The sequence below is a fragment of the Halomarina litorea genome, assembly GCF_024227715.1.
GTDB classification, from domain to species: Archaea; Halobacteriota; Halobacteria; order Halobacteriales; family Haloarculaceae; genus Halomarina; species Halomarina litorea.
The window spans coordinates 2,180,678-2,194,419 of the sequence record NZ_CP100448.1 but is presented as its reverse complement, the minus strand read 5'-3'; the positions used below and the strand labels follow the sequence as shown (position 1 = coordinate 2,194,419).

The 13,742-nt window shown below is 69.4% G+C and carries 14 protein-coding genes, 1 tRNA gene and 1 pseudogene; 12 read left to right on the top strand and 4 right to left on the bottom strand.

From position 1 onward, the window contains the following. Positions 1 to 6 precede the first annotated feature (6 nt). Complete coding sequence (locus tag NKG96_RS12040) at positions 7 to 564, bottom strand: DUF420 domain-containing protein (RefSeq protein WP_254535195.1); 558 nt, start codon at positions 562 to 564, stop codon at positions 7 to 9. 239 nt (positions 565 to 803) lie between these two features. Here NKG96_RS12040 and NKG96_RS12035 point away from each other — a divergent pair. After that, a pseudogene (locus NKG96_RS12035) lies at positions 804 to 1,112 on the top strand (DUF7504 family protein); the annotation flags it as partial. A gap of 308 nt (positions 1,113 to 1,420) precedes the next feature. Here NKG96_RS12035 and NKG96_RS12030 read toward each other — a convergent pair. After that, positions 1,421 to 1,505: transfer RNA gene (locus NKG96_RS12030), tRNA-Leu, on the bottom strand. 157 nt (positions 1,506 to 1,662) lie between these two features. Here NKG96_RS12030 and NKG96_RS12025 point away from each other — a divergent pair. From NKG96_RS12025 to NKG96_RS12005, 5 genes are all read left to right on the top strand, one after another. Then, positions 1,663 to 2,181, top strand: a complete 519-nt coding sequence (locus NKG96_RS12025; RefSeq protein ID WP_254535193.1) for a helix-turn-helix domain-containing protein — start codon at positions 1,663 to 1,665, stop codon at positions 2,179 to 2,181. 54 nt (positions 2,182 to 2,235) lie between these two features. Continuing rightward, on the top strand, positions 2,236 to 3,495 hold the full coding sequence (locus NKG96_RS12020) for an alanine--tRNA ligase-related protein (RefSeq protein WP_254535192.1): 1,260 nt from the start codon (positions 2,236 to 2,238) through the stop codon (positions 3,493 to 3,495). A 64-nt stretch (positions 3,496 to 3,559) separates the two neighbouring features. Next, positions 3,560 to 4,681: an acyl-CoA dehydrogenase family protein gene (locus NKG96_RS12015; protein ID WP_254535191.1), complete on the top strand. Its 1,122-nt coding sequence runs from the start codon at positions 3,560 to 3,562 to the stop codon at positions 4,679 to 4,681. A gap of 71 nt (positions 4,682 to 4,752) precedes the next feature. Further along, positions 4,753 to 5,157 carry a DUF7522 family protein gene (locus NKG96_RS12010; RefSeq protein ID WP_254535190.1) on the top strand — a complete coding sequence of 135 codons (405 nt, stop codon included), beginning with the start codon at positions 4,753 to 4,755 and terminating at the stop codon, positions 5,155 to 5,157. A gap of 45 nt (positions 5,158 to 5,202) precedes the next feature. After that, a complete protein-coding gene (locus NKG96_RS12005) occupies positions 5,203 to 5,715 on the top strand; it encodes an HAD family hydrolase (protein WP_368409311.1) in 513 nt (170 codons plus the stop codon). A 71-nt stretch (positions 5,716 to 5,786) separates the two neighbouring features. Here NKG96_RS12005 and NKG96_RS12000 read toward each other — a convergent pair whose 3' ends face one another. Continuing rightward, a complete protein-coding gene (locus tag NKG96_RS12000; protein WP_438267420.1) occupies positions 5,787 to 5,990 on the bottom strand; it encodes a DUF5822 domain-containing protein in 204 nt (67 codons plus the stop codon). A 137-nt stretch (positions 5,991 to 6,127) separates the two neighbouring features. Here NKG96_RS12000 and panB point away from each other — a divergent pair, with 137 nt between their 5' ends. The 4 genes from panB (at position 6,128) to NKG96_RS11980 (ending at position 10,175) form a co-directional block, all read left to right on the top strand. Next, a complete protein-coding gene (panB, locus tag NKG96_RS11995; protein WP_254535187.1) occupies positions 6,128 to 6,940 on the top strand; it encodes a 3-methyl-2-oxobutanoate hydroxymethyltransferase in 813 nt (270 codons plus the stop codon). Positions 6,941 to 7,082: 142 nt separating this feature from the next. After that, positions 7,083 to 7,973 carry a DNA-3-methyladenine glycosylase family protein gene (locus NKG96_RS11990; protein ID WP_254535186.1) on the top strand — a complete coding sequence of 297 codons (891 nt, stop codon included), beginning with the start codon at positions 7,083 to 7,085 and terminating at the stop codon, positions 7,971 to 7,973. Positions 7,974 to 8,126: 153 nt separating this feature from the next. After that, positions 8,127 to 9,407 carry an NRAMP family divalent metal transporter gene (locus tag NKG96_RS11985; protein ID WP_254535185.1) on the top strand — a complete coding sequence of 427 codons (1,281 nt, stop codon included), beginning with the start codon at positions 8,127 to 8,129 and terminating at the stop codon, positions 9,405 to 9,407. Then, the gene (locus NKG96_RS11980) at positions 9,408 to 10,175 is read left to right on the top strand and encodes a sulfite exporter TauE/SafE family protein (RefSeq protein WP_254535184.1); all 768 of its coding nucleotides are present in this window, start codon (positions 9,408 to 9,410) and stop codon (positions 10,173 to 10,175) included. A gap of 10 nt (positions 10,176 to 10,185) precedes the next feature. On the opposite strand, the gene NKG96_RS11975 is transcribed toward NKG96_RS11980, so the two are convergent. Beyond that, positions 10,186 to 10,956 carry an alpha/beta fold hydrolase gene (locus NKG96_RS11975; protein ID WP_254535183.1) on the bottom strand — a complete coding sequence of 257 codons (771 nt, stop codon included), beginning with the start codon at positions 10,954 to 10,956 and terminating at the stop codon, positions 10,186 to 10,188. A gap of 171 nt (positions 10,957 to 11,127) precedes the next feature. On the opposite strand from NKG96_RS11975, the gene NKG96_RS11970 reads away from it, so the two are divergent. After that, positions 11,128 to 11,361: a DUF7127 family protein gene (locus NKG96_RS11970; protein WP_254535182.1), complete on the top strand. Its 234-nt coding sequence runs from the start codon at positions 11,128 to 11,130 to the stop codon at positions 11,359 to 11,361. Then, positions 11,358 to 13,625 (top strand): CDC48 family AAA ATPase, encoded by a 2,268-nt coding sequence (locus tag NKG96_RS11965; RefSeq protein ID WP_254535181.1) that lies wholly within the window; start codon positions 11,358 to 11,360, stop codon positions 13,623 to 13,625. Before NKG96_RS11970 ends, NKG96_RS11965 begins: the two co-directional genes overlap by 4 nt. Positions 13,626 to 13,742: the final 117 nt, after the last annotated feature.

The following is a 13,742-nucleotide window of genomic DNA, read 5'->3' as shown; positions in this document are numbered from 1 at the left end:
GCGTCGTCAGTGCACCAGATACAGCATCGCGTAGACGACGATGCCGAGCGTGAACGACACGAGCCACAGGGAGGCGGCCACGCGGCCCACGCGCTTGTGGTTCGTCGCCGGGAGTTCGGCGGGAGTGTGCGTCGCCGCCAAGAGGAGGACGTAGTACAGCAGCGGGATGCAGACGATAGCCAGCAGGACGTGAATCGCGAGCACCGGCAGGTAGACGAACTGGTAGACCGTCGCGGGGCCGGGGAAGTCGCTCGGTCCCTCGATGCTCACTCGGTAGAGGTAGAGCGCGAGGAAGACGACGAACAGGCCGAACGTCGCCAGCATCGCCGCGCGGTGGCGGTCGACCGCCCCCCGGCGAATCGAGCGCCACCCGAACAGGAGAGTGCCGATTGCGAGGGCGCTGACGACGGCGTTGATGTGCGGGATGAGGGCGATGAACCCCTCGGAGCGGGGCAGGGACTCGGTGGGGACGTAGCCGAGGACGGCCCCGAAGACGAGCGCCAGCGAGACGACGGACAACACGCCCGTCAGCGCGGGGACGTTCCGCCGGACGATGCGTTCCATACCGGGGACAGGGTCGTCGGGGGTATCGGCCTGTCGCTTCGCCCCGTCGGTTCGGTCGTCGGCCCATCCGCTCCGACCGGGAGGGGACCGAGCCGCCCCTCCTGCCCCGCGGCCCCAATTTGGGTCAGCGCTTTTTACAGATATGGTGGGTTTAGTGTCATGATTGGCAATGATATCAAAGTTAGTGAATTTACTAGAACGCTGGTTCTCACCTCCGACCACGACGGGCGGGCGGGGTCGCCGCCGCGGACGCGTCGGTGGAGACGGTCACATCCCCGGAGGACCTGACGGGGATGGGAATCCACGCCGGGACGTTCGTGTCGGACCGCTCCGTCGACGAACGCGACGTCGCCATCTTCGACTCGCTGACCGTCCTCCTCCAGTACGTCGACGAGCGGACTGCCTACCGGTTCCTGAACGTCCTCCTCGGTCAGTTCGAGGCGGCGGGCGTCGACACCTACGTCCGCCTCGCGCCCGAGGCGGTGAGCGACCGGACGGTGTCGGTGTTCGGGCCGCTGTTCGACGCCGTCGTCCGTCCCGACGGCTGAGTGGACCGCCCCCGGACCCGGAGACTGCGGAGGACCCGTCGCTCCCGGGTCGGTACGTCGCGAAGGACGATGTACGGGTGCTGTCCTAGCGACACCCGCAGTGAACGACGTGGGACCGGATTTGAACCTCGGTTGCTCGCGCTCGCTCGCGACGACGTTCGCAATCGGCGAGCCGATTGCTCACCGGCGGACCCCGGGTGCGACGTGGCACGGAGCTATCGCTCGTCGATGGTGGCTTCGTGAAGGATGATGCGTGGGTGCTGTCCTAATCAGCACCTGCACGTGAACGGCGGGTGTGCCGCCGTCAGTGCGTGGGACCGGATTTGAACCGGCGGACCTCTACAGGACAGCGCCCTCAACGCTGCGCCGTTGGCCTGGCTTGGCTACCCACGCACGCTGTGTCGTACGCACTCCAATGTACCCCGCGGGCTATTAAAAGCCCTTCCGTTTCGCTCCGCAGTGAGACGGTTCCACACGAGGGTGGCGGCGTGGCGGGGACGACACGTCACCATGCGGACGTTTGAAATACTCGCGGTACGGTACGACGGGTATGGCGAAGTACTCGACCGGCGGCGTCAGCTCCGGCGAGAGCGACTCCTGCGAACTCTGCGGTGCGGAGGGGCGCTCGCTGGAGGAAGCGAACGTGGCCGGGGCGCGGCTGCTGGTCTGTTCGGAGTGCCGACGACACGCCGAGGGCGGCGGTGGCGGCGGCGGGGAGCGTCGCTCCCGACAGGACGACGAGCACAGCGAGGAACGCGACCGGAAGCTCAGAGCCGTCCGCGCGCAGGCCCGCCTCGACGACGCCCGCAAGGGCGACGCCGACCGCTGGGTCGAGGGCGGCGACTACGAGGACGACCCGCTCCCGTACCTCGTGAAGGGCTACGGCGACCGACTCGCCGAGGCGCGCGAGGACGCGGGCCTCAGCACGGGCGACCTGGCGGGCGAACTCGGCGTCCGCGAGGCCGACGTCCTCGCCGTCGAACAGGGCCGGGCGACCAGCGCCGGCGTCGGCGGGTCACTCATCACCGCGCTGGAGGAGCGACTGAACGTCGAACTCGCCGACGAGTAGTCACGGGTCGCCGAACCCGAACGACCTTTCCGGCCGCCCGCCGACGCTCGTGGTATGCCATCGCGCGCCGCGGTAGAGCCGGAGCGGACCGACTTCGACGCCACCGTCGAGACGCGGGAGGGCCGCGAGGTGGTCCTCGACACGACTTACTTCTACCCCGAGGGCGGCGGCCAACCCGCCGACCGGGGCGTCCTCGGCGGCGTCCCCGTCGTCGACGTCCAGTACCGCGACGACCGGGTGGTCCACACGCTCGCTCCCGACGCGGACGCGAGCGAGGTCGACCCCGGTTCGACCGTGGCCTGCGCCGTCGACCAGCGGTTTCGCACCTACTGCATGCGGGCGCACACGGCGAGTCACGTCCTCTACGGCGCGGGCCGCCGACTGCTGGACGACCTCGGCTACGGCGGGTTCGGCATCGGCGCCGATCCCGTCCCGGGCGACGGCGGCCCCGCGAGCGTCCGCGGGAAGGTCCGCGTGGACTTCACGACGCCCACCGACATCGACGACGACACGCTAATCGAACTGGAGCGGCTCGTCAACCGGGCGGTCTGGGAGTCCCGACCCGTCTCGTGGGAGACGTACCCGAAGGCGGAGGCCCTCGAACTGGACGGCATCGCGTTCAACACCAAGACCGAGGAGGGACTGGGCGCGGAGACGGTCCGCGTGGTGACCGTCGGGGCCGCCGCCGGGGCGGACGCCGACGCCGACCCGTGGGACGTGGCCGCCTGCGGCGGCACGCACGTCTCGAACACGCGGGAAATCGGTCCCGTGACGGTCCTGGAGCGCTCGAACCCCGGCGAGGGCCTCACGCGCGTCGAGTTCGCCGTCGGCGAGGCGGGCATCGACCGCCGCGGCGAGGAGAAGGGCGTCGCCCTTGCCGCGGCCCGCGACCTCGGGACGAACCTCGCGGACGTACCCGACGCCGTCGCCCGCCTGCGCGACGAACGCGACGAGTACGCCTCGGAACTGGCCGACCTGCGCGGACGACTCGTCGACGCCCGCATCGCCGAACTCCGGGAGGAGACGGTCACCCGGGACGGGGCGACGTGGCTGGTCGGCCGCGTCGAGGGGCTGGACGCGAACGCCCTCGCCGACCGCGCCCGAGAACTCGCGGGGGACGGCGCGGGCGTGGTCGCTCTCGTCGACGACGGCGCACTCGCGGTGGCGACGGACGGCGAGACGGACGCCGGGGACGTGGTCGAGGCGGTCACGGACGAGTTCGGCGGCGGCGGTGGCGGGAGTCCGACCGTCGCGCAGGGCGGTGGCCTCGGTGCGAGCGACGACGAGGTGGTCGCGTTCCTCCGCGGGGAGTAGTCCCCGGGGGTGCGGACGGGGCGACAAGCGCGCAATTTTTGCACCCGGCCCGTAACCCTCTCTCATGCAACTGTCCGGCGAGCAGGAGGCCATCCGGAAGGCCGTCCGCGACTTCGCGGTCGAGGAGTTACAGCCAATCGCCCGCGAGTGCGACGAGGAGGCCCGTTTCCCCGAGGAGGTGTGGGACGGCCTCGCCGACCTCGACCTGACGGGGATGACCGTCCCCGAGGAGTACGGCGGGTTCGACGCCGACCCGGTCACCTACGCCGTCGTCAACGAACAGGTCGCGTACGGCACCCTCGCCGTCGCCACGGCGCTCTCGGTCCACTGCCTCGCCACCTCCTGCATCGCCGGGTTCGGCGACGAGGAGCAGAGAGAGCGGTGGCTCCCGGAGATGGTCTCGGGACGGCCCGTCGGCGCGTTCTGCCTCTCGGAACCCGGCGCGGGGTCGAACCCGGCGCAGATGACCACCACCGCCGAGCGAGACGGCGACGAGTGGGTCATCGACGGCGACAAGCAGTGGATCACCAACGGCTCGCGGGCGGGTGTCTACATCGTCTTCGCGAAGACGGGTGAGGACGCCATAACGCAGTTCGTCGTCCCGGGCGAGGCCGACGGCCTCACCGTCGGGCCGAAGGAGGACAAGATGGGCCTGCGCGCCAGCGACACGACGAGCCTCACGTTCGACGGCGTGCGCATCCCCGAGGGCAACCGCCTCACCGAGGAGGGGCGGGGGCTGTCGGCGGCGCTCTCCATCCTCACTGGCGGGCGCATCGGCATCGCGGCGCAGGCGGTGGGCGTCGCGCAGGACGCACTGGACCGCACCGTCGAGTACGTCAAGGAGCGCGAGCAGTTCGGCCAGCCCATCGGCGAGATTCAGGCGGTGCGCCACAAACTCGCTGACATGGAGACGACGACGCAGTCGGGTCGCCTGCTCACGCGCGAGGCCGCCCGCAAGAAGGGTGAGGGGAGCCCCGACACGGCGCACTTCGCGAGCATGGCCAAGCGCGTGGCCAGCGAGGGCGCGATGGACGTAACCAACGAGGCCATCCAGCTTCACGGCGGGTACGGCTACACGAGCGAGTTCGACGTGGAGCGCCTCTACCGCGACGCGAAGATAACGACCATCTACGAGGGGACGACGCAGATTCAGAAGACGGTCATCGCGCGCGGACTGCTCGACTGACTCTCCTACCAGTCGGTCGGGGCCGAACCTCTGCGACGAACTGTTATCTCGGTACCTGCGGTAGCTATCGTATGCCGGTGGTCAACGAACCGTCCCTCGTGAGTTTCGACGCGAACCGAGCGATGGAGGTCCTCCGGGAGACGTTGGGTGACGACCTCCTCGTCGTCGTCGAGTACGACCGCGACGGATTCAACACGCTGTACGTCGCGGACGTAATCCGCGCGCTCTACCCCGACGAGGGGGCGATGCAGGAGCACTTCGCGGGCATCCACGCGTACGTCTACCTCGATTTCACCGAACGCGAACTGTTCGAGGACCTGTTCATCGAGTCGGGCGGGACGCGCGCGTTCGTCACCTACATGGTGAACCTCGTCGCCATCCGCGTCGTCCGGGAGACGGAGGGGCTGTTCCTCTCCGCCGTGCCGGGGACGCCCGTCACGGAACTCGTCGAACTGGTCGAGGGCATCATCCGGTAGACCCGGGAGGCTTTCACTCGCTCGCCCGTAGAGCGAGTGATGCGAATCGACGACTACGACGCCGTCGTCTACGACCTCGACGGGACGCTGGTGCGCCTCGCCGTCGACTGGGACGCCGTGGCACGCGACGTCAGCGAGGTGCTCGAAGCCCGGGGGGTAGACGCCCCCCGCGACCTCTGGGAGATGCTCGAACGGAGCGACGAGACGGGCCACCGCGCGGCCGTCGAGGAGGCCATCGCGGCCCACGAGACGGAGGGCGCGCGCAACTCCGAGCGACTGGCGCACGCGGACGGCGTCCCACACGGGATGCCCGTCGGCGTCTGCTCGCTCAACTGCGAGGCGGCCTGTCGAATCGCGCTGGAGACTCACGGGCTGACCGAGGCCGTGAGCGTCGTCGTCGGACGGGACTCGGTTGGGACGGAGAAACCCGACCCCGAACCCCTGCTCGCGGCGGTCCGGGAACTCGGCGTCGCCCCCGAGCGGACGCTGTTCGTCGGCGACTCCGAGCGCGACGAGGTGACTGCCGAGCGGGCCGGAACGGCCTTCCGGTACGTCTGAACCGACACCGACTCGCTTTAGGGCAGGGAGCGTCGCTCGCTGGTCACGGGCGGTGCGGGCCGCGTCCCCGCTCACTCGGGGTCCGTCGAGGGGCGGTCCTGTCGGGAGCGCGCGTAGAGGAAGACGCCGAGGGCGACGAGAATCCAGACGACTGCACCGACGCGGACGGCGAACTCGGCGCGGGCCGGCCACGTCGGGAGCGGCGGGCCGAACAGCGAGAGGGTGGCGACGACGGGCGCGCCGACGACGATGGTGAGGACGAACGTCGTCTGCATCACCCACCCGAAGTCCACGCCGTCGGGGTCCGTCCGTTGTACGTCCGGCACACCCGGGGTTCGGCGGGTGGGGGCAAGAACCGTTCGTTACGGGCGCGGACCGGTGGCGTTTACTCCACGTGTGCTGGACGGTCACTATGCCCTCTGTCACGGACCTCCGTGCGAAGGCGGGGTCTGCCCCCATCACGATGCTGACCGCCTACGACGCGCCCACCGCCGCCCTCGTGGACGAGGCAGGCGTCGACGTGATTCTGGTCGGCGACAGCCTCGGGAACGCCGTCCTCGGCCACGAGACGACGCTCCCCGTCACCGTCGACGAGATGGCGAGTCACACCGCCAGCGTGGCGCGGGGCGTCGACGAGGCACTCGTCGTCGCCGACATGCCCTTCCTCTCGGTGGGCGTCGACGAGGCGGAGTCCGTCAGGAACTGCGGGCGGATGCTGAAGGAGGCGGGCGCGGACGCGGTGAAACTCGAATCGGGACCGCACACCGTCGCCCTGACCGAGCGACTGGTCCAGTTGGGCATCCCCGTGATGGCCCATCTCGGTCTCACCCCACAGCGGGTGAACCAACTCGGCGGGTACACCCGGCAGGGAACCACCGAGGCGGCCGCCGATGAGATTGTCGACCTCGCGGGCGCACACGAGGCGGCGGGTGCGTTCGCCCTCGTCCTCGAACACGTCCCCGCGAACCTCGCGGCGGCGCTCACCGAGGAACTCGACGTCCCGACCATCGGCATCGGGGCCGGCCCGGACTGCGACGGGCAGGTACTGGTCTTCCACGACGTCGTGGGTCTCTCGACGTGGACGCCGCCGTTCGCCCGACAGTTCGGGGACGCCCGGGCGGAGATGACGCGGGCGGTCGAGTCGTACCTCGAGGCCGTCGAGTCGGGGGCGTTCCCCGCCGACGAACACAGCCACGTCGAGGCGGACCTGGAGGGCCTCTACTGAAGTGACAAGGCGAGTGCCTCGGGGCTTGACCCCGAGGCGGTTCACTGAAGGCGGCGGGTGGGGACTCCCACAGGTTCCCCGATTTTCTGACTCCCCAACCCCGAGGCGAGGACCTAAGTTGTGACCCGGTGTGGGTGACAGTATGGAACTGCGGGCGACAGAACCGTTCGACCTCCGGCAGTCGCTGGCCGTCCTCGCGCGGTCGCCGTGTTGTGCGGACGACGTCCGGTGCCGGGACGACCGACTCGTCACCGGCGGGTACGCCGACGGCTACCCGTACGTCGTCACGGTCCGGGAGGGGGTCGGAAACCGACTCGTCGGGGAGGTAGAGTGGCTGGAGTCATCGGGCGACGAGCGCATCGTCGCGGACGCCGTCGGGGCGTTCCTCTCGCTGGCCGACGACCTCGGTCCGCTGTACGCCGCGGCAGACGAGGACGCCGTGTTCGGCCCGGTCGTCGAGGAACTGTGGGGGTACCACCAGGTCCGGTTCCCCTCGCCCTACGCGGCGGCGGTGTGGGCGGCGCTCTCGAAGCGGACCCCGACGACGGTAGCTCGGGCCCAGAAACGCGACCTCGTCGCGGCCTGCGGGCGGATGGTCGACCGGGACGGGGGGGACAGGCTGGCGCTGTTCCCCGCCCCGGAGATGGTTCGCGCGCGCAGCGAGGCGGTCGGATCGCTTCTGGACGGGACGAAGGCGCGGACGGTGCTCGCGGCCACCGAGGCGTTCGCCGAGGAACCCCTCTCGACGCTCCCGACGTCGCGACTCGTCTCCCGACTGGAGGACCTCTGGGGGTTCGACGCGCGGATGGCCGAGTTCGTCGCCCTCCGCGGGTTCGGTCGGATGGAACGCCCCCCGGCCGACGAGTACGAACTCCGGTCGACCGTCGGGGACCTCTACGGGCACGGGGACGACCCGACGGCCGAGGCACTCGACCGACTGGCGGACCGCTACGAACCGCTGTCCGGGTACTGGGCGCACTACATCGACGTGTGGGCCGCGCGACGCGACGAGGACCTCGTCATCGACCGATAGGGGGGGTGGAGAGTTCGCAAGCTAGGCTCGTATCCGGGAGCCACGAGTGGGTAACGACGTGACTGTGGTCGGCGGCGGGTCCCGCCAACCGACCCGACCGGCAGACGACTGCCGACGCGAGCGACGTCACGACTACGGAGATTCATCTATCATATGGTAGGAGACAACGTCACGTCCTCCTCACGGGGATTCGGTGTCGCATCGGTCTCGGAGTTCTTCGAGAAGTACGGACTCGGGTTCGTCATGGTCGCGAGCTACTTCGGCTCGGGGTCCGTGTTCATCGCGAGTTCCGCGGGCGTGCAGTTCGGCTACGCGCTCATCTGGGCGGTCGGCGGGGCGGTCCTGCTCGGCTTCATGGCCCAGGACATGAGCGCCCGCCTCGGCATCTTCGGCGAACCGCTGATGGTGTTCGTCAGACGGAAACTGGGACGCGGCCCGGCGACGGGTATCGCCGTGTTGCTCTCGGTGGGGTGTGTCGCGTGGTGTCTGGAACTGACCGCGGCGGTCGGCAAGGGCATCGAGGTGCTCATCGGCGGGGCCGTCGGCTGGCAACCGCTCGCACTCGTCACCGGCGCGGCCGCCATCGTTGTCGGCATCGTCGGCTACGACTGGATCGAGAAGCTGATGACCGGCATGATGATCGGTCTGCTAGTCGCGTACGTCCTCGTCGCCGGCATCTCCGCGCCCGACATCGGCGGCATCGTCGCCGGGGCGGTCCCGTCGATTCCGGGACCGGGCGCGCTGACGCTCGCGGCGGCCATCCTCGGGACCACCGCGCTGTGGCCCAACTTCTTCCTCGAGTCCATCCTCGTCCGCCAGAAGGGCTGGGTGGACGCGTCGGCGATTCCCACGATGCGCCGTGACCTGACGGTGGGCTACATCGTCGGCGGCATCACGACCATCGCCATCATCGTGGCGACCGCGGCCGTCCTGCGACCCGCGGGCGTCACGCAACTGGACACGTTCATCACGCCCGGACTGGTGCTCGCGGAGATACTCGGCGAGTGGGCGCTCGTGCTGTTCCTCGTCGGCGCACTCGCCGCCGCGTTCAACAGCATCGTCCCCATCATGTGGACGCCCGCGTACATGATTCCGCAGGCGATGGGGATGGACGTCTCCGCCGACGACAAGCGCTTCAAACTCGTCTACGTCGCGCTCGTGGCCATCGGCAGTCTCTCGCCGGTGGTCCACGCCGTCTTCGGCCTGAGCGTGGTGGACATGATCATCCTCTTCCCGGCGTACAACGGCGTCGTCGGCCTGCCCATCACCGCCGCACTGTTGTTCTGGGCGGTCAACGACCGCGATACGATGGGCGAACACCGGAACGGCAGGTGGCTGAACGCGGCGAACGTCCTGCTGGTCGTGCTGTCGGTGTACCTCGCCGTCTCCTCGGCCGAGGGCGTCTTCAGCGCCATCCTCGGCGGCGGGTTCTAGATGACGCTGCCGCCCGCCCCCGTCGCGGTCGTACTGGTCGTCGTCGCCCTCCTCGGGGGAGTCGGCATCACGGCCGTCGGACCGGGCGGCGTCTTCGTCACCATCGCGCTCTACGCGCTGACGAGTGCCGACCCGGCGACGGTCGCCGGGACGGCCAGCGCCACGTTCGTCGCCACGGGCGTCCTCGGTGCCCTCGCGTACGCACGCTCGGGAGAACTCGCCGACCCGTGGGGCCGGCGGGCGGCCGTCGCCCTGAGCGTCGCGGGTATCGTCGGTGCCCTCGTCGGCGTCTGGCTCAATGGATTCGTCTCGACGGAGGGCTACGGCGTCCTCCTCGGCATCGTCGTGGCGCTCTCGGGGGTCCTCGTCTGGTGGCGCTCGCGGGTCTCGCCGGGGGGCGGGACCGACGGTTCGACGCCCGGGATGGTAGTCGTCGGCACGCTCGGGTTCGGCGTCGGCGTCCTGAGCGGTCTGCTCGGCGTCGGCGGCCCCGTCCTCGCCGTCCCCCTCCTCGTCGCCGTCGGGGCGCCGATGCTCCAGTCGGTGGCCATCGCGCAGGTGCAGTCGGTGTTCATCGCGGCGTTCGCCACGGCGGGCTATCTGGTCCGGGGGGCCGTCTCGCCGGAACTCGCGGTGCTCGTCGGCGTCCCCGAACTCGTCGGGGTGGTCGTGGGCTGGCGGGTGGCCCACTCGGTCGACGCGATTCGACTGAAGCGTGCGCTGGCGGCACTGCTGGTCGCGCTGGGGCCGTACCTCGCCCTTCGCTGAGGGCTGACCCTCACTCCAGCCCGGCGAGGAATCCGTCGACGGCCTCGTTCCACGACTCGCCCCGTTCGAGCATCGAGAGGTGTGCGGCGCCCTCGACGACGGCGAGTTCGCAGTCCGGGAGGTGCTCGGCGAGGTACTCGTGGTACTTCACGGGCGTCAGCCGGTCGTGTTCGCCCGTGATGGCGAGCGAGGGGGTGTCGATGTCGCCCACTCGGTCGCGCACGTCGAAGGCGTCACAGGTCAGGAAGTCCCGCTCGGTCACCTCGCGCCCGACAGCGCGCATCGTCTCCTTCGAGTCCGCGACGGCCTGCGGGCCGGCGTCGTGAAAGAGCATGTCGTCGCCGTGGACCATCTCGATGGCGGCGTCGAAGTCGTCCGCGAGTCGGCGTTTCAACTCGTCGTGGACGCCGAGTTTCGCGCCCGTGCCACAGAGGACGAGGGCCTCGGCGTCGAAGTCGCGTTCGAGGGCGACGTGCTGAATCACCGCTCCCCCGAGCGAGTTACCGACGAGAGCCGTCGCGCCCGTCTCGCGGGCGACGGCGACGACGTCCTCGGCGTACGCGTCGAGGGTCTCCGGCCCGGCGGGGGTGTCGACGTCGTCGCTCTCGCCGTGGCCGCTCAGGTCGAGGGCGACAGCGGGCCGGTCCCCCCGATTCCCGTACTGGTGGACCCATATCTCGTGGATCCCGCCGCTACCGTGGACGTACACCACCGGGTCGCCGTCGCCGAAGTCGGTCCGCCGGTACGCCGTCGTCCGCCCGTGGTGTGACACCGTCTCCATGCCCGGTCTGCGGCCACGACCGACTTAAACGCGCGGACGGGTCGCACCCCGTCGCGGGAGGGAACCGCACGCCGGAACTGCATTTCGACCGAAATTCGGCCGGCCCACCGCAGTCGTGCGGTTTGCGTGGCGAAGGTTTATATTCTAAGCGGACTAACATGGGGTTAGTATATGAGCAGTCAGCAGCGGTTCGTCGAGAGCGATGGGCCGATCTCCCGGTACGACTACGACGACACGGTGGTGTTCGCCATCGACCTCGGGTCGGCGAGCGACGCGCACGTGGACGTCGTCGACGGGACGGTCATGCTCGTGGTCGGCGACCAGCAGTACGAGTTCGAGGTTCCCGAGGGTGACGCGGAAGCGTTTATCAAAAACGGCGTCGTCACCGTCGAAGTACGACAATGAAGCTCACCGTCAAACCACTCAAGCAGAAGGACGCGGGCCGCGGCCTCGCCGCCATCGCGCGCGGCGCGATGGCCGACCTCGACCTGGAGAACGGTGACTACATCCTCATCAGCGGCGGCGACGGACGTGCCGTCGCGCGCGTCTGGCCGGGCTACCCGGAGGACGAGGGTGAGGAAGTCATCCGCATCGACGGCCGCCTCCGGCAGGAGGCCGGCGTCGGCATCGACGACCGCGTCGAAGTCGAGAAGGCCGACGTGAAACCCGCGAAGAGCGTCACCGTCGCCCTCCCCCAGAGCCTGCGCATCCGGGGCAACATCGGCGGCCACATCCGCGACAAACTCAGCGGGCAGGCCGTCACGAAGGGCCAGACGGTCCCCTTCTCGCTCGGCCTCGGCCCCCTGTCGAGCATGTCGGGCCAGCGCATCCCCCTGAAGGTCGCGGAGACCGAACCCAAGGGGACCGTCGTCGTCACCGACACGACGGAGGTTCACGTCAGCGAGAAGCCCGCCGAGCAGATCGCCGCGGGCCGGACCGTGGGCGGTGCGGAGGGCGGCCCCTCCATCACCTACGAGGACATCGGCGGCCTCGACGACGAACTCGAGCAGGTCCGGGAGATGATCGAACTCCCGATGCGCCACCCGGAGCTGTTCCGCCAGCTGGGCATCGAACCGCCGAAGGGCGTCCTGCTCCACGGCCCGCCCGGCACCGGCAAGACGCTGATGGCGAAGGCCGTCGCCAACGAGATAGACGCCTACTTCACGGACATCTCCGGGCCGGAGATCATGTCGAAGTACTACGGGGAGTCCGAAGAACAGCTCCGCGAGATCTTCGAGGAGGCAGCCGACAACGCCCCCGCCATCGTCTTCATCGACGAGATCGACTCCATCGCGCCCAAGCGCGGCGAGACGAGCGGTGACGTGGAACGCCGCGTCGTCGCCCAGCTCCTCTCGCTGATGGACGGCCTCGAAGAGCGCGGGCAGGTCACGGTCATCGGCGCGACCAACCGCCTCGACGCCCTCGACCCGGCGCTGCGCCGCGGCGGGCGCTTCGACCGCGAGATCGAGATCGGCGTCCCCGACAAGGACGGCCGCAAGGAAGTCCTGCAGGTCCACACGCGCGGGATGCCCCTGACCGACGACGTGGACCTCGACATGTACGCCGAGAACACCCACGGGTTCGTCGGGGCCGACCTCGAGTCGCTCGCCAAGGAGAGCGCGATGAACGCGCTCCGGCGCATCCGCCCCGAGATCGACCTCGAACAGGACGAGATCGACGCCGAGGTGCTCGACTCGCTGCGGGTCACCGAGGAGGACTTCCGCAACGCGCTGAAGGGCATCACGCCCAGTGCGCTCCGCGAGGTGTTCGTGGAGGTCCCGGACGTGACGTGGGAGGACGTCGGCGGACTCGGAGACACCAAAGAGCGCCTCCGCGAGACCATCCAGTGGCCGCTCGACTACCCCGAGGTCTTCGAGGCCATGGACATGGAGGCCGCGAAGGGCGTCCTCCTCTACGGCCCGCCGGGGACGGGGAAGACGCTGCTCGCCAAAGCGGTGGCCAACGAGGCGAACTCGAACTTCATCTCCATCAAAGGGCCCGAACTGCTGAACAAGTTCGTCGGCGAGTCGGAGAAGGGCGTCCGCGACGTCTTCGAGAAGGCCCGCGCGAACGCCCCCACGGTGGTGTTCTTCGACGAGATCGACTCCATCGCGGGCCAGCGCGGCCGCAACATGAGCGACTCGGGCGTCGGCGAACGCGTCGTCTCACAACTCCTGACGGAACTCGACGGCCTCGAAGAGTTGGAGGACGTGGTCATCGTCGCGGCGACGAACCGACCGGACCTCATCGACTCGGCGCTCCTGCGCCCCGGGCGACTCGACCGGCACGTCCACGTGCCCGTTCCCGACGAGGACGCGCGCAAGAAGATCTTCGAGGTTCACACGCGCAACAAACCCCTCGCAGACGGCATCGACCTCGATCAGCTCGCGCGGCGAACGGAGGGCTACGTCGGCGCGGACATCGAGGCCGTCTGCCGCGAGGCGGCACTCGTCGCCACCCGCGAGTTCATCCGGTCGGTCGACGACGACGACATCGAGGGCACCGTCGGCAACGTCCGCATCACGATGGACCACTTCGAGGAGGCGCTGGACGAAGTGCAGGCGAGCGTCACCGAGGAGACCCGCCAGCGCTACGCCGAAATCGAGGAACGGTTCAACCGCGGCGAGAGCCCCGAGGACCGCGAACAGGTCAGTCGGACCTTCCAATAGGACCGTTTTACGCCTCGGGTGGCGGCTTCGCCGCCACCGCTCGGCGCAAAACCCTCCACGAAAAAGGGCCGGTTCCTCGCTTACGCTCGGAACCGGTGAACCGCACTCACTCGCTTC